Source organism: Allobosea sp. P4_H5 (genome assembly GCF_056400825.1).
Window position 1 is genome coordinate 419,955 of the sequence record NZ_JBFUKM010000004.1, and the last position, 17,507, is coordinate 437,461.

Annotated in this window: 14 protein-coding genes; 10 read left to right on the forward strand and 4 right to left on the reverse strand. The window is 67.4% G+C overall.

Annotation, left to right across the window (positions count from 1 at the left end):
• Position 1: 1 nt before the first annotated feature.
• A complete protein-coding gene (locus tag AC1DS0_RS11125; protein ID WP_476814399.1) occupies positions 2 to 871 on the reverse strand; it encodes a hypothetical protein in 870 nt (289 codons plus the stop codon).
• Between the two features lie 135 nt (positions 872 to 1,006).
• Here AC1DS0_RS11125 and AC1DS0_RS11130 point away from each other — a divergent pair, with 135 nt between their 5' ends.
• The 6 genes from AC1DS0_RS11130 (at position 1,007) to AC1DS0_RS11155 (ending at position 6,730) form a co-directional block, all read left to right on the forward strand.
• The gene (locus tag AC1DS0_RS11130; RefSeq protein WP_476814400.1) at positions 1,007 to 2,161 is read left to right on the forward strand and encodes an MFS transporter; all 1,155 of its coding nucleotides are present in this window, start codon (positions 1,007 to 1,009) and stop codon (positions 2,159 to 2,161) included.
• A 137-nt stretch (positions 2,162 to 2,298) separates the two neighbouring features.
• Entirely contained in the window at positions 2,299 to 3,444 is a 1,146-nt protein-coding gene (locus AC1DS0_RS11135) for an MlaE family lipid ABC transporter permease subunit (RefSeq protein WP_476814401.1), read from the forward strand.
• 129 nt (positions 3,445 to 3,573) lie between these two features.
• Positions 3,574 to 4,287, forward strand: coding sequence for an ATP-binding cassette domain-containing protein (locus AC1DS0_RS11140; RefSeq protein ID WP_152017535.1), 714 nt, complete (start codon positions 3,574 to 3,576; stop codon positions 4,285 to 4,287).
• A 12-nt stretch (positions 4,288 to 4,299) separates the two neighbouring features.
• Complete coding sequence (locus AC1DS0_RS11145; RefSeq protein ID WP_476814402.1) at positions 4,300 to 5,433, forward strand: MlaD family protein; 1,134 nt, start codon at positions 4,300 to 4,302, stop codon at positions 5,431 to 5,433.
• A gap of 6 nt (positions 5,434 to 5,439) precedes the next feature.
• On the forward strand, positions 5,440 to 6,039 hold the full coding sequence (locus AC1DS0_RS11150) for an ABC-type transport auxiliary lipoprotein family protein (RefSeq protein ID WP_476814403.1): 600 nt from the start codon (positions 5,440 to 5,442) through the stop codon (positions 6,037 to 6,039).
• Between the two features lie 52 nt (positions 6,040 to 6,091).
• Positions 6,092 to 6,730, forward strand: coding sequence for a hypothetical protein (locus AC1DS0_RS11155; protein ID WP_476814404.1), 639 nt, complete (start codon positions 6,092 to 6,094; stop codon positions 6,728 to 6,730).
• A 67-nt stretch (positions 6,731 to 6,797) separates the two neighbouring features.
• Here AC1DS0_RS11155 and AC1DS0_RS11160 read toward each other — a convergent pair whose 3' ends face one another.
• Entirely contained in the window at positions 6,798 to 13,247 is a 6,450-nt protein-coding gene (locus tag AC1DS0_RS11160; protein ID WP_476814405.1) for an apolipoprotein A-IV repeat region-like domain-containing protein, read from the reverse strand.
• 261 nt (positions 13,248 to 13,508) lie between these two features.
• On the opposite strand from AC1DS0_RS11160, the gene AC1DS0_RS11165 reads away from it, so the two are divergent.
• From AC1DS0_RS11165 to AC1DS0_RS11175, 3 genes are all read left to right on the forward strand, one after another.
• The gene (locus tag AC1DS0_RS11165; protein WP_476814406.1) at positions 13,509 to 13,844 is read left to right on the forward strand and encodes an Hpt domain-containing protein; all 336 of its coding nucleotides are present in this window, start codon (positions 13,509 to 13,511) and stop codon (positions 13,842 to 13,844) included.
• Positions 13,845 to 14,045: 201 nt separating this feature from the next.
• Positions 14,046 to 14,366: a 2Fe-2S iron-sulfur cluster-binding protein gene (locus AC1DS0_RS11170; RefSeq protein ID WP_152017537.1), complete on the forward strand. Its 321-nt coding sequence runs from the start codon at positions 14,046 to 14,048 to the stop codon at positions 14,364 to 14,366.
• A 390-nt stretch (positions 14,367 to 14,756) separates the two neighbouring features.
• Complete coding sequence (locus tag AC1DS0_RS11175; protein ID WP_152017214.1) at positions 14,757 to 15,179, forward strand: universal stress protein; 423 nt, start codon at positions 14,757 to 14,759, stop codon at positions 15,177 to 15,179.
• Between the two features lie 6 nt (positions 15,180 to 15,185).
• Here AC1DS0_RS11175 and AC1DS0_RS11180 read toward each other — a convergent pair whose 3' ends face one another.
• On the reverse strand, positions 15,186 to 15,782 hold the full coding sequence (locus AC1DS0_RS11180; protein ID WP_476814407.1) for a hypothetical protein: 597 nt from the start codon (positions 15,780 to 15,782) through the stop codon (positions 15,186 to 15,188).
• A gap of 64 nt (positions 15,783 to 15,846) precedes the next feature.
• Between AC1DS0_RS11180 and AC1DS0_RS11185 the strand changes: the two genes are divergently transcribed.
• Entirely contained in the window at positions 15,847 to 16,254 is a 408-nt protein-coding gene (locus AC1DS0_RS11185; protein WP_476814408.1) for a nuclear transport factor 2 family protein, read from the forward strand.
• 3 nt (positions 16,255 to 16,257) lie between these two features.
• On the opposite strand, the gene AC1DS0_RS11190 is transcribed toward AC1DS0_RS11185, so the two are convergent.
• Positions 16,258 to 17,433: a vWA domain-containing protein gene (locus AC1DS0_RS11190; RefSeq protein ID WP_476814409.1), complete on the reverse strand. Its 1,176-nt coding sequence runs from the start codon at positions 17,431 to 17,433 to the stop codon at positions 16,258 to 16,260.
• Between the last annotated feature and the right edge of the window lie 74 nt (positions 17,434 to 17,507).

Sequence of the window (17,507 nt, forward strand, 5' to 3'; positions counted from 1 at the left end):
TTCAACCGAAGAAGTGCAGCCGGTCCTCGACCGGCAGCGAGGCGATCGCCCGCAGGTCGGCCTCGGAATAGCTGAGTTCGAGCCGCGCCGAGCTGGCCGTTTCCGGCAGCACGATCGACTCTGCCGGTGCACCGACATCGGCGAAGGCGATATCGTTCTCGGCCACCTGGGTGCTGCTGCGCCGGCGATAGGGCTGCGTCTGCTGGCGCAGGCCGGTTTCATTCAGGGGCACACGCTGCTTCGTTCCGGCATCGACCACATCGATGTCACCGAGGTCGGTCGCCGGGTCGATCACGGTCGGGTGCGCCGGCGCGGCGGTCATGGCCGGAAGCGGTTCCTCGGCTGCGACCGCGACGTCGGCCGCAGCCCGCAAGCTCGCATCGAGCATGGCGACGGTGTCGGCGACCTTCTCGATCTGGTTGGCGCCGGCCTCGATCACCGTGGTCGCGCCGTAGATCTCGGTCGCGCGCCGGTCGAGCCGGTCGCAGAGCTCAGGCTCTGCACCGGCCTCGCGCAGGGCCCAGGCGATCTCCTGGATGGATTCGGCCGCGTCGATGATGCTGGCGGTAGTCTCCTGGATGCGCGCCGACAGGCGGGCCGAGGCGCCGCCGCGGTCGAGATCGTCACGCAATTCGGCGATGGTGCGGGCGGTTTCCGAGAATTCCGGCCCCAGATCCGGCAGCGCAACCGGCACCGTGCAGAGCCGTTCGAGGCGCGCGATCGCCGACAGCACCGTCTCGGTGTCGGTCTGCCGGTTGCGCCTGGCATATTCAGACAGGAACCAGCGGCCGCGCGCCGTTTCCATCACGGCGGCGGAAATCGCATCATAGTCGGCCGCGCTCAGCGGAGATAGCGAACGCGCGTCGCTCATGGCCAGGCTGCACTCCATGGGCTGGCCGAATCGTGTTTCATCGACCGAAGATGCCCATCAGCAAAATTGCTGCTGATTCTTTAAGAAATCGCTGCCAAAGGCATGTCACCGCCGCTCCGGACCGGATTCTCGCGCGTGTTGGCTCTGCGCCTCTCGCTCATGCACGCGCTGAACTTCCTCGGCGTGGGCTTCTATCTGCCATTCTTTCCAGTCTGGCTCGCCTCCAAGGGGCTGGGCGATGTCGACATCGGCTATGTGCTGGCGATTCCGATCCTGGTGCGCGTCTTCGTGGCATCGTCGGTGACGGGGCTCGGAGACCGCCTGCGCCCGAACATTCTGCTGGCGCTGCTCAACGCGTTGGCAGCGTTGGTTTATTTTATCCTGGCGCAGCAGGCGGAATTCCTGCCGCTCGCCGTCCTGACGGCGCTCAGCGCCATCGCCTTGTCGGGTGTGGTGCCGCTCGCCGACGTCCTGACCACCGCGCAGGTGAAGGCCGGGGCGTTGAAGGATTATGGCCGCGTCAGGCTCTGGGGCTCGGTGACCTTCGTGCTTTCCAATCTCGCGGGCGGTTACCTCATCGCGCAGCACGGCGCCTGGCTGATCCCCTTCATCCTCGCCGGCAGCAGTTCTCTCGCTGCGCTTGCCGCGCTGCAGGCCCCGTCGCCGCCAGGGGGGATTTCGCCGGCCGCTCCGCGAGGAGCGTCTGCGGCTGGCTTCGGGCTGCCGTTCTGGCTCGCGGTCGGGGCGGCGGCTTGCGTCAACGCCACGCATGCGGCGGTCTATGCCTTCAGCTCTCTGCATTGGCGCAGCATCGGCTTCAGCGGCGAGGCGGTCGGCTGGCTCTGGGCGGTTGCAGTCCTTGCCGAGATCGCCGTCTTCCTCGTCGGGGGCAGCATTGCCGCAAGCGGTCTCACCGGCCTGCGCTGGATCGCGATCGCCGCGGTCGCAGCCGCGCTGCGCTTTGCGGCGATGAGCGCCGATCCCGGCCTTGCCGTCACCGCCTTCCTGCAGCTGCTGCACGGCATCACTTTCGGCTGCATGCATCTCGGGACGCTCGCGGCGCTGTCGGCGCTGTCTCCGGAGGCGCGCCGCGCGGCAGCGCAGGGGCGCCTCGTCGCGGTGAGTGCGCTGGTGATGGGTCTCGCCACCGTGCTGTCCGGCTATCTCTATCGCTTGTTCGGGCCGGGCGTGTTCCTCGCCATGGTGCCGGTCGCGCTGCTCGGGCTGGTCTTGGCGGCCCTTGCCATCCTCAAGTCCCGCGGCAATACAGGTCTCTGGGGCCGAATCTGAACCAGAGAGCATTGCGCGAAAAAGTGGAAGCCGGTTTTTCGCCGAACCAATGCTCTCTAACTTTGGAATCGATCACGTTTTTCGCATTCGGGCGGAAACGCCCGAAGGCGACGTGATCTCGGAGCAGGCGAGCCGTCATGGCTGTCGTCGACGACGTTGAGCCGCAGGCGGTCTATCGCGACGATGGCGGCGTCCTCGTCGTGTCGCTGGCTGGCCGCTGGAGCGTTGGGCGCGCCCCGCGGCTGGAAGCCTTGGCCAGCGAATTGACCAAGCGTGTCGGCGGCGTCCGCCAGGCGCGCCTCGACCTGTCGGCGATCGAGCGCCTCGACACGCTCGGCGCCTATCTGCTCGACCAGGTGAAGCAGGCAGGCGAGGCGAAGGGCGTCGCCATCGAGCTGACCAGCCGCCGTCCGGAGCATGCGGTGCTCCTGCGCGAGGTTGAGCGCAATGTCACCGATTACGAGCCGCCGGTCCGTCCGATCGGGCTTGTCACGGTCCTCGTCGACATCGGCCAGGCGGTCACCCGCTTCGGCCGCGACCTTGCCGGCGGTGCCGTCTTCCTCGGCGAAGTGATGGCGGGCTGCGTCGGCGCCTTGTTCGGACCGCGGCGCTTCCGCGGCCCATCGCTGGTCAACCAGGTCGAGCTGATCGCCTTCAACGGCGCGCCGATCATCATCCTGATCTCGTTCCTGGTCGGCTGCATCGTCGCGCAGCAGGGCATCTTCCAGCTCCAGCGCTTCGGCGCCACCGCCTTCGTCGTGAATCTGACCGGCATCCTCGTCCTGCGCGAGCTCTCGGTGCTGCTGACCTCGATCATGGTCGCCGGCCGCTCCGGTTCCGCCTTCACGGCCGAGATCGGCTCGATGAAGATGCGCGAGGAGATCGACGCACTGCGGGTGATGGGGCTCGACCCGATCGAGGTGCTGGTGGTGCCGCGCATCCTGGCGCTGATCATCTCGCTGCCGATCCTGACCTTCATCTCGGCCATGTCCGGCCTCGTCGGCGCCGGTCTGGTGAGCTGGCTCTATGGCGGCATCGGCCTCGACACCTATCTCGACCGCCTGAAATCGGTGATCACCTGGCAGCATTTCGCCGTCGGCCTCATCAAGGCCCCGTTCATGGCGTTCGTGATCGGCCTGATCGCCTCGATCGAGGGGCTGGCGGTCAAGGGTTCGGCCGAATCGCTGGGCCATCAGGTGACGGCCTCGGTGGTGAAGGCGATCTTCATGGTGATCGTGGTCGACGGGCTGTTCGCGATGTTCTTCGCCTCGATCAGGATGTGAGGGGAGCCGAACGTGCTCGACAGACCCTCTCAGACCGGCCCGATCGGGCCGAGCGCAGCGGCCGGGCCGGAGCCTGAGGCGGTGATTCGCGTTCGCGATCTCAAGGTCGCCTTCGGCGACAAGGTGATCATGGACGGCCTGGATCTCGACGTGATGCGCGGCGAGATTCTCGGCTTCGTCGGTGGCTCCGGCCAGGGCAAGTCGGTGCTGACCCGCACCATTCTGGGCCTGGTGCGCAAGCAGCGCGGCACCATCGAGGTCTTCGGCGAGAACGTCGACAAGCTCGATCCGCGCGGCAGGCGCCGGCTCGAACGTCGTTTCGGCGTGATGTTCCAGCAGGGCGCGCTGTTCTCGGCGCTGACCGTCAAGCAGAACATCCAGGTGCCGATGCGCGAATATCTCCAGCTCTCGCCGGGTCTGCTGGAAGAGCTCGCCATGCTCAAGATCGAGATGGTGGGGTTGAAGCCCGATGCGGCCGATAAGACACCCTCCGAACTGTCCGGCGGCATGATCAAGCGTGCGGCGCTCGCACGGGCGCTGGCGCTCGATCCCGAGATCGTCTTCCTGGACGAGCCGACCTCCGGTCTCGATCCGATCGGCGCCGCCGAGTTCGACGAGCTGATCATGACGCTCAAGCAGACTTTGGGCCTGACGGTGTTCATGGTAACCCATGATCTAGACAGTCTATATGTAGCCTGCGACAGGATTGCCGCCTTGGCGGACAAGCGTGTCATCGCGGTCGGTCCGCTCGCCACCATGCTGGCTTCCGATCATCCCTGGCTCAAGGCGTATTTCGGCGGCGAGCGCGCCCGCGCCCGCATGCCCGATCAAACGAGGACGTGACGGACGCCCGCGATGGAATCCCGTGCGAATTACGCCCTGGTCGGTCTCTTCACCCTCGCCGTGATCGCGGCGATGTTCGGCTTCGCCTATTGGTTCGGCAGTGGCGGCGGCGGCCGCAAGCAGGACGTCAGGGTCATCTTCACCGGGACGGTCACAGGCCTGGGACGCGGCTCCAGCGTGCTCTTCAACGGCCTGCGCGTCGGCGAGGTCAAGCAGATCGGCCTGCAGCCCGATGACCCGCGCCGCATCTTCGGTGTGATCGAGGTCGACAACACGACGCCGCTGCGGGTCGACACCCGCGCCCGCATCGAGGCGCAGGGGCTTGCCGGCGTCGTCGCCCTGCAATTGATCGGCGGCGAGCCCGATGCCGCCGTGCTGCAGGCGAGGCCGGGCGAGCCGATGCCGACCATCATCGCCGAACGTTCCGAATTGCAGGACATCATCGAATCGGTGCGCAATGTCGCCAAGAAGGCCGACGAGGTGCTCGGCAATCTCGACGGGCTGATCAAGACCAATTCAGGCGCGATCACCAACACCGTCCGCAATGTCGAGAAGTTCTCGCAGGCGCTCGGTGATAATTCCGGCAGCATCGACAAGCTGATGTCGAGCTTCGGCCAGATCGCCGATACGATCGCGCCGCTTTCGCAGAAGCTCGGCACGCTGAGCGAGGAGTTGACCGGAGTGGTCCGCTCGGTCGATCGCGCCAAGATCACCGGCATCATCGACAATTTTGACAAGTTCACCGCGGCGCTGGGCGGCTCGAGCGCCGACGTGTCGAAGGCGGTCAAGGATGTAGCCTCGATCACCGACAAGCTCAATCGCGCCGCCGACCAGGTCGAGGGCGTGCTCAAGGCGGCTCAGTCCTTCCTGAACACGCAGGACGGGCAGGGCGCCTTCGCCGAGGTTGCCAGCGCCGCGAAATCGATTCGGGTGCTGGCCGACAATCTCGACAAGCGCACCGCCGAGATCACTACCGGCATCAGCCGTTTCACCGGCCCTGGCCTGCGCGATCTCGAGACGCTCGCCTCCGACGGCAAGCGTACGCTCGGGGATCTCAACCGCGTTTTGCGCAATGTCGAACGCAATCCCCAGCAGTTCATCTTCGGCGGCCGTCCGCCGCTTCCCCAATACAGCGGATCGCGCTAGCCCGTTATGACCATGCCGATTCTGCCCTCGCTGCTTCGTGGTCGTCTGCGCGCCCTGTCCTTGGCGGCGGCAGGCTTGTTGCTGCTGGCCGGCTGCAGCGGCGGGGCGGCGCCGACCACCTATGATCTCTCGGCGCCGCGCGATTTCGGCCGCATCGGCGGGGGCGGCGGGGTGCTGATCGTCGCGCAGCCGACGGCGGTGCAGGCACTCGATTCCGACCGGCTGATCGTCAAGGATTCGAGCGGCGCACTCTCCTTCCTCGGCGGGGCGCAATGGGCCGACCGGGTGCCCAATCTGGTGCAGACCCGCCTGATCCAGACCTTCGAGAACGGCAGCCGTATCGCTGCCGTCGGCCGGCCGGGCGAGCGGATCGTCCCCGATTTCCAGCTCAACACCGATATCCGCGCCTTCAACATCGACGCGGCCAGCGGTCAGGCCGTGGTCGAGATCACCGCCAAGCTGATCGGCGACCGCAGCGGCAAGGTCCAGCGCGCCAAGCTGTTCTCGGCTCGCGTGCCGGGAGGCGCCGACGGGGCAGGGGCGGCACAGGCTCTCGACCAGGCCCTGTCGCAGGTGCTGATCCAGATCGCCCGCTGGGCGCGCTGAGAGGGGCGGGATTGGTGCGCTGACGGGCCACATCTGCGACCGGGCGGAGGAAATGCCCAACAATAACGATCTGGATGAGCTTGCCGAAGTAGCCAAGGCGGCAAATGTCTTGGGTTTGTCGCAATATTGCAGCCTCCGAGCGAAGGGCCTCCGGAAAGCGGCAATGCGCGCGCTCGCAGATTTTCTCGATAGTGCGACGGAGCTGCCATTCATAGATCGGCAGGCTTTCATTCTGGGTTTGACGGAACATCGCAAGGCATTCTCGGATCCACGCCTGCTCTGTCCGGAGTCGCTCGTGAGGCGGCTGGCTCTGCCAACGCTTAAGGACTGGCTTCAAGCTGATCCGGTTTCGGCGGCCGCGCATTTCCTGCTTGGAATGTACAGTTTCGGTACAGCCGCAGCCGCTGCCGGAGAGACGCCGATCGAGTGCTTCCGGAAGGCCATTGCGCTCGATCCGAAGCATCAGGGCGCACGCACTGCCTTCGTGGAGCTCGTGTCAAACTGGGTCCGCTACGCTCAACACGAGCTACCATTCGGTTACATCGGCCCCGCCGAAGAGGATGTGATGGCGCTGCAGGAAGCTCTGTTCGTTCTGCGAGGTACCGACAAAACACCGCAACGCTTCGAAGCTGAGGGCGAGCTTCGCAGCATGCTTGGCCAAGCGGAGAGTTGGCTAGCGTCTCGAGCGTGAGCAGATGAACAAAAAAAGAGGCCGCCCTTTCGGGCGGCCTTTTCTGATTTGAGCGTAGGGCCGGTTCCTACTCGAACCGCCCGCTGGCATGGGCCAGCATGGTGTAGACCTTGCCGGTTTCCGAGGTCAGGTAGGTCTTCGCCACCATCGAGTCGCGATCGTCCTTGGCGGCTTCGCCGAGCAGGCGCTCGAACTCCTCGATATAGCGGTCGACCGTCTCCTTGAACTCGGTGTCGCGGCGGTATTTGCGCCGGATCTCGTCGAAGGTCTGCTGGCCCTGCAGCGTGTAGAGCCGGCGGGTGAAGACGTTGCGCTCGCCGCGCTTGTAGCGCTCCCAGAGTTCGACGGCCGCGTCATGGTCGATCATCCGGGCGATGTCGACCGAGAGCGAATCGAGCTTCTCGATGCTGTGAGCCGTCGGCTTGGCGGCTTCCGGCGCCCGGTCGTCGCGCGAGGCGCGGCTGAGCAGATCCGAGAGCCAGCCCGATTTGGCGGGGGCAGGCTGCTCGACGGCGGCGCGGCGAGCCGGCTCGGCACGCTGAACCTCGGGCCGCACCGGCTCGGGGGCAGGGGCCGGGCGCACCGGCACCGCCTGCGTCTCGGTCCGGGCCGGCTCCGGCGTCGGGTCGATCGAGGCGCGCAGCGGCTCGGTCAGCACCGGGGCGCTCTGCACCGCGACCGAGGACGCGGCGCTGACGACCGGGACCGGCTGCTGATAGCTCGTCGTCGGCCGCCGCTCGCCCTGCGGGCGCGCGACATCGCTGCTGCGTCCGGAGCGCGAGACGATCTCGGTCAGCTCGTTGAGCGCCTTGATCTGGTCGGCGACGACGCGGCGCATGGCGGCAGTCGATTCCTGCGTCTCGCGCGGCAGGTCGAGCACGCCCTTCTTGAGCTCGGTGCGGGTCGTCTCGAGTTCGCGATGGATCTCCGCCGACATGGTCCGCATGTCCTCGGCGGCGCTCTGGAAGCGCTCGGTGACCTTGGCAAACTCGCCGGAGACCTCGTTCACCACCTCCTCATAGGCCGCGCGCAGCGCCAGTGCCGTCGCCTCGCGCTCGCGGCCGCTGGCGGCGCGGATCGAGTCGAATTGCTGGGCGATGGCGCTGCTGGTCGATTCGGCCGCGTCGCCGAGCACGGTGCTGAGCTGGCGGGTGCGCGTCTCGGCGTTGCTGAGCGAATCGTCGAGCGCCGACGAGAAGGAGCGGGTGATCTGCTCGATGTCATCGGTGCGCGTCGAGATCAGCCCGTGCAGGTGCTCCAGCGCCTCCTTGCGGTCGGCCAGGACATTGCCGACGCGGGCCTCGACCTGCTCCAGCCGCTGCGCGACGGCGTTGAGCGCCGCGGCATTGGTCTGCGAGGTCTCGGTCATCGACGAGCCCTGCGCGTCGATCCGGGAGATCAGCGCTGCGGTGTCGCGCAGCGTTCCTTCCGAATAGCCCTTCAGCGTCGCGATCTGGTTCGCGACCTGCTCGGACGTCCGGTTGGTCTCCTGCACCACCGTCGAGAGCACGTTCTGCAGCTCCTCGACGCGACCCGACAGGCTGCCTTCGACCGCCGCGAGATTCTTGTTCGCGCCGGTGACGATCTGCTGCATCAGCTTGTTGGCCTCGCCGAGGCGGCCGAGCATGCTGCCGAGCTCGCTGCGTAGCTGCTCGTTGGTCTTGAGCAGCGCTTCGACGGAGTGGTTGGTGCCGCTCTCGATCGTCTCGCGCAGCGCGCCCGAAGCAAGCTCGAGCGCCTGGCTGATCTCGGTGCTGCGCTCGTGCAGGCCGGCGACCATGCTGTTGCCGCGGTTCTCGATGTTGTTGACCAGGGCCTCGCCGAGGCTGGCGAACTGGTTGGCGAGCGTCACGCCCTTGCGGCCGATCGCATCGACCACGCCGTTGCCGCGCTCGTCGAACAGGGCGCGGAGCTCCTCGGTGCGCGTGGTCAGCGCCGAGCTTATCCCGTCCGATTGCTCCGTCAGGGTCCGGGCCAGGTTGCGGCTGTGCTGGTCGAGCGTGTTCAGCATGTCGCCGCCACGCTCGTCGAACAAGGCGCGCAACTCCTCGGTGCGGCCGGAGAGGGCGGTAGCGATGCCCTCCGAGCGCTCCTGCAGGATCTGGGCGATCTGGCTGCCGCGATGGCCGAGCGCATTGAGGATGCCGCCGCCGCGCTCGTCGAACACGGCGCGCAGCTCGTTCGAACGGTCGGAGAGTGCTGCCGAGATGCCGTCCGACTTCTCCTGCAGCGTCTGTGCGATCTGGTTGCCGTGCTGGTCGAGCAGGGTGACCAGGCCGGTGCCCTTGTCGTCGAACAGGGCACGCAGCTCGTCGGTACGCGCACTGAACGAGCCGGCGACCGACGCCGCGGCGCCTTCCAGGGTCTGGACGATCTGATTGCCCTGCTGATCGAGCAGGGTGATCAGGCCGGTGCCCTTGCCCTCGAACAGGGCGCGGAGCTCGTCGGTGCGGGCACTGAGCGAGCCGGTGACCGAATCCGCGGTGCCTTGCAGCGTCTGGACGATCTGGTTGCCGCGCTCGTCGAGCAGGGTGATCAGGCTGGTGCCCTTGCCGTCGAACAGGGCGCGCAGTTCCTCGGTGCGGTCGCCGAGCGAGCCGGCGATCGAATCTGCGGTGCCCTGCAGGGTCTGCGCGATCTGGCTGCCGCGCGCGTCGAGCGTGCCGGAGACCGTGTCGAGCCGGTTGACGACGCGTTCCTCGAACCGCGCCACGCTCTGGTCGAGCGTGTCGGCGATCTGCAAGGCGCGCCCGCCCAGCGTCGCATTGATGCTGTCGGCCTTCTCAGCGAGCGTCTGCGTCAGCGCTTCGCTCTTCGAGGTGACGATCTCGCCGATCTCGTCGGCCTTGGCGGTAAGGGCACGGGTGACCTCGCGCCCGCCCTCGGCCATGACCCGGGCGATGTCGACCGTGCGCTCGACCAACGCCTCGTTGAGCGCCGTGGCGCGCGAGCCGAGATTGCCGTCGATGCGGGCGATGAGCCCGTCGAGCGAGGTCGCGATCTCGGCGCTCTTGGCGCTGGAGCGGTCCTCGAAGATCTTGATCTGCGTCTCCATGGCGGCCGCCGCTTCCTGTGTGCGCGCCATCATGGTCTCGGCGGCGTGCTGCGAGCGTTCGCCGATCCGCTCGGCCAGCGCCTGACCTTCCTCGCCAAGTAGCTTCTCGACCTGACCGAGGCGCAGCGTCACCGAGTCGGTGAAGGAGCGGGCGTCGTGGCCGAGCTTGGAAGCCAGCGTGCCGCCGCGGGTGACGATGATTTCCTCGAAGGCGCCGAGGCGAGCGCCGATCGTGGCCTCGATCTCGCGGCCCTGGACGTCGAAGAGACGGTTCAGCGCATCGTGCTTGCCGGCGAGCGACTCGTTGAGCGCCTGCGAGCGGGCATCGACCGAGCGCAGCAGCGACTCGGCATTGGCGGCGAGCGCCTGGTTGACCCGGCCGCCTTGCTGGGTGAGGGCGATGACCACGTCCTTGCCGGTCGCGGCGAGCAGGCTGCTGGCGCGCTCGGCCTCGGTCGTGAAGGTGCTGCGCAGGGCTGTCGCCGCGTCGCTGACGCGGTCGGCGATCTCACGCCCGTCGACATTGATCGCATCGGCGAGGGCCTTGGTCGCCTCGTCGAGACGGCCGGCCAGGGATTGGCTCTGCTCGCCGATGAGGCCATGGACCTCGCGGCCGGTGGCGGTGAGGCCGGCGATGATCGCATCGCGCTGGGTGCCGAGTAGGGCTCCGACCTCGTCCCCGGCTTGGCCGAGGCGGGCGATGAAGCCGCTGTGCTGGTCGTCAATGACCGATTTTGCCGTCTCGCTGGCGGCGAGGATCTTGGCGGCGAGCGCTTCGCCGGTCTCGTCCAGCTGGCGATGGGCGGTGCCGCTGGCCTCGGCCAGCCGATCGATCAGGGCATTGCCGCGCTCCGCCAGCAGGCCGTGCACCGAGCGGCCGACATCGGCGACGCGGGTGACGAGGGCCTGGCTCTGGCCGGAGAGCAGCTCCTGCATGTCCTGGCCGGTCGCGATGACGCGGCCGCTGAGCGCCTCGCCCTCGGTGATGAGAATGTTGCGCACGCTGGCGCCGGCATCGGTGAGCTGGGTCACCAGCGTCTCGCGCTGGCTGCCGATCGCGGTGTGGACCTCGGTGCCGACATCCGACAGGCGGGCGACGAGGCTGTCGCCACGCTCGCCGATCGTGGCATGGACCTCGCGCGCGACCTCGGACAGGCGGGCGATCAGCCCGTCGCCACGCTCGCCGATCGCCGATTCGACGTCTCGGCCGGCATGGGCGACGCGGGCGACGATGCCCTCGGCGCGGTCGCCGAGCGTCCGGTGGATCTCCTCGGTGGTCTCGGACAGCTTGGCGACGAGGCCGTCGCCGCGCTCGCCGATCACGCTCTCGATGCCGCGGCTGGCATCGGCGATGCGCGCGACGATGCCGTCGGCGCGGCCGCCCAGCGTCTGCTCGATCTCATACGTGGTCTCGGACAGCTTGGCGACGAGGCCGTCGCCGCGCTCGCCGATCATGACCTCGACGCTGCGGCCGGCATCGGCCACGCGGTTGACGATGCTGTCGGCGCGTTCGCCGATCGCATGCTCGACGCCCTGGCCGATCTCGGCCATGCGCAGCACCAGCCCGTCGCCGCGCTCGCTGATCGCCTCCTGCAGGCGCTGGCCGGTCTCGGACAGACGGCCGACCAGATGGTCGCCCTGCTCGCCGATCGTGCTGCGGACCTCGTGACCGAGGTCGGAGAGGCGGGTGACGAGGCTGCTCGCCTCTTCCGAGAACAGGCTATGCACGGTCGCACCGACGGCGGAGATGCGCGCGGTCAGTTCCTCGCCGCGCTCGCCGATCAGGTTGTGCAGACCCTTGCCGGCTTCGTCGAAGCGCAGGGTGATCGAATCGGTCTTTTCGCGCAGCAGGCTGTCGACAGTCTGGACGGTCCCTTCGAGCTTCCCGACCAGCGTCTCGCCCTGGCTGGCGATCAGGCCGTGGACGGTGTCGCCGGCCTCCTGGATGCGGCTGACGACGAGCTCGTTCTGCTTGCCGAGCAGCATGTGTACGCCTCGGCCGACTTCGGCCAGGCGCGTGGTGACGCTTTCGCCCTCGCTGCTGATCGACGTACGCAGGCTCTCGCCGGTCTCGGTCAGGCGCTGGGTCAGGCTGCTGCTCTGCGTGTCGAACAGGTCGACCAGCGTGCGCCCGCTCTGCTCGAAGCGCTCGGCGACGGTGGCGCCGCGCTGGGTAATCTCCTCGGCGAGCGTGTCGCCGGTCGAGCGCAGCGTCTCGTTGACGGTCTCGGCGCGGCTCGCCAGCGACTCGACGACCTGCGCGCCGGTCTCGCTGATGGCGCGGGTGACGTCGCGGGCGCCGGCGGTCAGGCCCTCGGTGAGGACGGCGCCGGTGCGCTCCAGCGAACCGGCGATTTCCTGGGCGCGGTTGTCGAGCACGGCGGTGACGGACTGGCTGGCGCTCGTCATGCGCTCGCTGACGTCGTGCGACGTCGACTGCAGGCGCTCGACCAGGTCGTTGCCGCGGCCACTGATCTCGTCGACCATGCGCTCGCCGGCATGGCCCAGCGCCAGCGTGATCTGGTCGCCCTTGTCGGTCAGGCGCGAAGTGACGCGCTCGCCCGCCTCGGCAACAGCCTCGGAGATCGAGCGGCTGGCGGTCTCGAGGTCCTTGGTGATGCTCTCATGCGCGCCCGAGATCGCGAACTTCACCCGCTCGGCATTGCCGACGACGGATTCGCGCTGGGTCACCAGCTCGTCGATGAGGGAGCGCAGCCGGATCTCGTTGTCGGCATAGGCGCGTTCCAGCGTCGCGATCTCGCCGCGCACGATGGTCTCGAGCTCGCCGGCGCGGGCAACCGCGCGCTCGATGCCGTCGCCCATGGCGGCGACCTCGCGGCGGATGGTCTGGCTCAGCGACAGGACCGAATCCGTCGCGACGACTTCCGGCTCGGCCAGGCGCAGCGCGACCTCGGTCATGGCGCGCGAGACCAGCCGCATCTCCTGCGTCCGGCGATAGAGCGCCGCCAGCACGAAGAAGAACACCACCGGCGTGCCGGCGCCGAGCGCCAGCAGCGCCCATTGGCCCGGACCCCAGGCGGCCATGCCGGCCGGCAGGCCCTCCGTGAAGGAGCCGTAGCGGCTGACCAGCGTGAAGCCGACCGCGCCGGCCCAGATCAAGGTGGTGAGGGCGGCAAGCCAATAGGGTCGGCCGGAGGGCCGGGCGGCGAAGGCCTGGACGAGTGACGACGAATCCCGGCGGTCGTCATTGGCGACGCGGCTGGTGTCCGGCGCGATGGCCGGGCGGGAGGGGGCGGGAAGCGGTTCGGATACAGGCTCGGCACTGGCCGGAGCGCTTTCGACACGAGGCAGCTCGATCTTGAGCTCGTTCTCCCCCGTCGAGGGCAGCCTCGGTTCGGCCGGAGCCTGACCCTCGGTCTTCGACGGATCGAGCCTCAGCGCCTCCTCGATCGCCGACATTGCCGCTTCGGTCGGATCCTGGAGCTTGTTCTGCCGGGTCATGAATGCCGCCTCGCTACGCTACTTGCGACGGGCGCCACTGTCCGCCGCAGAGCAGGAACCGGCAGCCTCCAGCCGGATCCTACAAGCGACACGACGCCCATCGTTTACTGTCTTGAAGGGTAGTTGAGGCAAGCAGGGATTGAAACCCGTTTGACCTTCTGATTCACAAACGTCGTTAACGCCTCATTCACCATAACGGCGCTTCATCAGGGGTCAGAAGGCTGCGCGAGTTCCGCAGCGCGAGAGAAAACCGAGTTCCCCATGTCCCAGACTGCCATCGACCTCGTGCATCTCGCCCGCCAGAGCGGCGGCGATGCCGAGCTGGAGCGCGAGCTGCTGACGCTGTTCGCCCAGCAATGCGCTCGCCAGCTGCGCGCCATCCATGCCGGCGACGCCAGCGTCGGCCGCGATGCCGCCCATACCTTGAAGGGAGCTGCCCGTGCCATCGGCGCCTGGCAGGTGGCCGAGGCCGCCGACCGGATCGAGCAGCAGCTGACAAAGGCCGACGCCGCACCGCGCGAGGATGCGCTGGACGCACTGACGCTCGCCGCGGCCGAGGCGCGCGCCGTGATCTCCCGCCTCGACTGCGCGGCCTGACGCCGCAGGACGGCAGGGGCGGCACGGCGGAGATCGTCGTTTCGCGTGCTTTCGAAATCTTCTAGAGATGCGATGTCCGTGGGCTCCCCGCTCGCGGACGATGTCCCTCTCGCGAACCTGCCCGTGGCCCGCCAGGAAGCCCGGCCGGTTCCTCCCGACCGCGCCAGCCGCGCAGCCGTCGCCAGGCGGCCGGAGTTCACGATGCCGAAGATCACTTACATCGACGCCCAGGGCACCAGCCGCACGGTCGAGGGCGAGACGGGGTCGACCGTGATGGAGGTCGCGGTCCGCAACGGCGTGCCGGGCATCGAGGCCGAATGCGGCGGCGCCTGCGCCTGCGCCACCTGCCATGTCTATGTCGACGAGGCCTGGGCCGAGAAAGCCGGTCACGCCGAGCCGATGGAGGAGGACATGCTCGATTTCGCCTTCGACGTCCGCCCGAATTCGCGCCTGTCCTGCCAGATCAGGGTGCGGGACGATCTCGACGGTCTCGTGGTGCGCACACCGGCACGCCAGGGCTGAGTTTTCCGGACGCACGTCGTCTTTCCCGGGACATCGCGCAGCGATGGGCCCGGGACCTGGAACCGATACGCATTATCGTGATGCAGTTCGGCTCGAAATATATTTCCGGGAACGGCATCGGCTCTGGGTTCCGGGCTTGATGCAGACGCGTCGCCCCGGAATGACGAAGCGGGTCTATTCCGCCCACCCCTGCCAGCATGCATCAGCCGGATTGATCGACCGCAAGGACGGCCGCGTTTGTACCGGCCATGATCGCGCTGTCGGACGCTGGAGCCCATCGCGACGACGCGACGCTCTTCCCATAGGGGAATGTGCTCCGACATAGTGTGTAGGCGTCGGTTCCGATCGTTCGACCATGCGGCCGGGCGGGCCACGCCGGAGGAGGATGCGATGTACAAATCGATTCTGGTCCCGGTCGATCTCGCCGAGGCCGAGCTGGCAGGTCCTGCCATCACCGCGGCCGAGGGGTTCGCCACCCAGTCCGAAGGCTCGATCAGGCTGATCTATGTCCGCTCGCTGGTGCCGATCACCTACATGGAATTCGTGCCAGCGGATTTCGATGCCGGCCAGCAATCCGAATCCGAAGCCAAGCTCGCCGAGATCGCCGCCAAGGTGAACCTTCCGGCTGAGCGCGTCTCGGCCAAGGTCCTGGTCGGCTCGGTCCATGGCGAGGTCCTGGCCGAGGCCGATGCCAGCGGTGCCGACCTGATCGTCATCGGCTCGCACGAGCCTGGCATGCTCGCCTATGTGATCGGCTCGAATGCCTCGACCATCGTGCGCCGGGCGAAGTGCTCCGTGCTGGTGGTCAGGTAGCGAACGTCAGGCCGCGAGGCGGCCCGGGACGAGATCGTCGGGGACCTCGCCGCTCGCGAGGTCCCTCGGCCGGTTGAGCCTGATCATCGGCCAGACCTGCCAGAACGAGGCCGCGGCGAGCCCGAGCCCGAGCCCCGCGGCGGCGGTCGCGCCCTGTTGGAAGGCGCGCAGGCTGAAGAAGGTCAGCATCAGCATGGCGCCGCCGCCGGCGATCACCAGTGCCAGCCAGAGCAGATAGGGCTTGCCGGCGAGGAAGCGCACCTTGGGATTGGCACGCACGATCGCGGCGGACAGCGCCGCGACGAAGGCATGATAACGCGCATCGTCGCGGTCGATGTCGGTGAGCGAGCGCCAGGACAGGTTGCCGAAGCTGATCGTCCGGCCATCGCTCAGCCGCAGCTGGGTTCGGAAGCCCTTCGACGAGACATTGCTGGGTGCATAGATGAAGCGCACCTGCTCGACGGCCGAGAGCCTGACCTGATCGACCTTGCGGGTCGAATCGATCTCCAGCGTGTCGCCCTTGAGCCGATAGGCGATCTCGAAGCCGATCGGCCGCGGCCGCTGGCGCCAGAAGGGCAGGGTTGTATCGTCGGGATTGTCCATGATGCAGGCTCTAGCCTCTGCTCGCGCTCTTGTCTTGGCTCTCGCTGGAGCCTTTGGAGATGACATGGCTGATCGAAGCCCACCGAAGGTCGACGATGAAGCATTGCTGGCGGTGCTGCGGAGCCTCGAAGAGCGGCTTCTGACGCCGCAGGTGCGATCCGCGCCCGGCGACGTCGCCAATTTGCTGGTCGACGATTTTGTCGAATTCGGCCGTTCCGGCCGCATCTATGACAAGCTGCAGACCGTCGAAGCGCTGGCTGGCGAAGCTGGCAGCCTCGAATTGGCCGAACGAACTGCTTCGCATTTCCGCGTCAAAGAGTTGGCCGATGGCGTGGCCTTGTTGACCTACCGCTCAACTCGTCAGGTGGCGGGCAACGCGTCGCACTCGCTGCGAAGTTCGATCTGGATATGGCGCGAGGGGCGTTGGCAGTTGGTTTTCCACCAAGGTACGCCCACGGATCGCATCGCATAGAGATCAGCGTGTCAGCGCCTTCATCGCACCGTCGAGGCCGTCGAGCGTCAGCGGGAACATCCGGCCGCCCATCAGCCCGCCGATTTGACGGATCGACTGGGTGTAGCCCCACAGATGCTGCTGGACGGGGTTGAGCCAGACCGATTTCGGGAAGCGCTCGGTCAGCCGCCGCATCCAGACCTCGCCGGCCTCCTCGTTCCAATGCTCGACAGAGCCGCCCGGCATGGCGATCTCATAGGGGCTCATCGAGGCGTCGCCGATGAAGACGAGGCGATAATCGGCCGGGTAGGTGCGCAGCACGTCGAAGGTCGGGATCACCTGGTCGTGTCGGCGCCGGTTCTCCTTCCAGACCCGCTCATAGGGGCAGTTGTGGAAGTAGAAGTGCTCGAAATGCTTGAACTCGGCCCGCGCCGCCGAGAACAGCTCCTCGGCCAACTCGATATGCCAGTCCATCGAGCCGCCGATATCGAGGAAGAGCAGCACTTTGACCGCGTTGTGCCGCTCGGGCCGAAGCTTGACGTCGAGATAGCCGTGCTTGGCGGTCTCGGTGATGGTCTGGTCGAGGTCGAGCTCCTCGGCCGCGCCGGTGCGGGCAAATTTGCGCAGGCGGCGCAGCGCGATGCGCAGGTTGCGAACGCCCAATTCGCGCGTGTCGTCGAAATCCTTGAACTCGCGCTTGTCCCAGACCTTCACCGCCCGGAAGTTGCGGTTCTTGTCCTGGCCGATGCGCACGCCTTCGGAATTGTAGCCATAGGCGCCATAGGGCGAGGTGCCGGCCGTGCCGATCCATTTCGAGCCGCCCTGATGCCGGCCCTTCTGCTCGGCGAGGCGCTGTTTCAGCGTCTCGAGCAGCTTCTCCCAGCCGAGGGCTTCGATCTGGGCCTTCTCGTCGTCGGTGAGGAATTTCTCGGCGAGCTTGCGCAGCCACTCTTCGGGAATGCCGACCTGCTCGAAGGCCTCGCCCAGGGTCTCGACGCCCTTGAAGACCTCGGCGAAGACGCGGTCGAAGCGGTCGAGATGCCGCTCGTCCTTCACCAGGCAGGTGCGGGCGAGATAGTAGAACTCGTCGACGCGGTACTCGGCGAGATCGGCCTCGACGCCTTCGAGCAGCGCCAGATATTCGCGCAAGGTCACCGGGACCTTGGCAGCGCGCAGATCGGTGAAGAGGCGGAGGAACATCGCGCTACTGTGGCCAGCAGCGCCTCAAGGTCAAGCTGCGGCGGCCTAGGGCCGGTCCCGATCAAGCTGCGAGG

Bases quoted from the DNA above. Each gene is read 5' to 3' on its own strand.
- AC1DS0_RS11125 (WP_476814399.1), bottom strand. From the start codon at position 871: ATGAGCGACGCGCGTTCGCTATCTCCGCTGAGCGCGGCCGACTATGAT.
- AC1DS0_RS11135 (WP_476814401.1), top strand. From the start codon at position 2,299: ATGGCTGTCGTCGACGACGTTGAGCCGCAGGCGGTCTATCGCGACGAT.
- AC1DS0_RS11140 (WP_152017535.1), top strand. From the start codon at position 3,574: ATGGACGGCCTGGATCTCGACGTGATGCGCGGCGAGATTCTCGGCTTC.
- AC1DS0_RS11145 (WP_476814402.1), top strand. From the start codon at position 4,300: ATGGAATCCCGTGCGAATTACGCCCTGGTCGGTCTCTTCACCCTCGCC.
- AC1DS0_RS11150 (WP_476814403.1), top strand. From the start codon at position 5,440: ATGACCATGCCGATTCTGCCCTCGCTGCTTCGTGGTCGTCTGCGCGCC.
- AC1DS0_RS11155 (WP_476814404.1), top strand. From the start codon at position 6,092: ATGCCCAACAATAACGATCTGGATGAGCTTGCCGAAGTAGCCAAGGCG.
- AC1DS0_RS11160 (WP_476814405.1), bottom strand. From the start codon at position 13,247: ATGACCCGGCAGAACAAGCTCCAGGATCCGACCGAAGCGGCAATGTCG.
- AC1DS0_RS11165 (WP_476814406.1), top strand. From the start codon at position 13,509: ATGTCCCAGACTGCCATCGACCTCGTGCATCTCGCCCGCCAGAGCGGC.
- AC1DS0_RS11170 (WP_152017537.1), top strand. From the start codon at position 14,046: ATGCCGAAGATCACTTACATCGACGCCCAGGGCACCAGCCGCACGGTC.
- AC1DS0_RS11175 (WP_152017214.1), top strand. From the start codon at position 14,757: ATGTACAAATCGATTCTGGTCCCGGTCGATCTCGCCGAGGCCGAGCTG.
- AC1DS0_RS11180 (WP_476814407.1), bottom strand. From the start codon at position 15,782: ATGGACAATCCCGACGATACAACCCTGCCCTTCTGGCGCCAGCGGCCG.
- AC1DS0_RS11185 (WP_476814408.1), top strand. From the start codon at position 15,847: ATGGCTGATCGAAGCCCACCGAAGGTCGACGATGAAGCATTGCTGGCG.
- AC1DS0_RS11190 (WP_476814409.1), bottom strand. From the start codon at position 17,433: ATGTTCCTCCGCCTCTTCACCGATCTGCGCGCTGCCAAGGTCCCGGTG.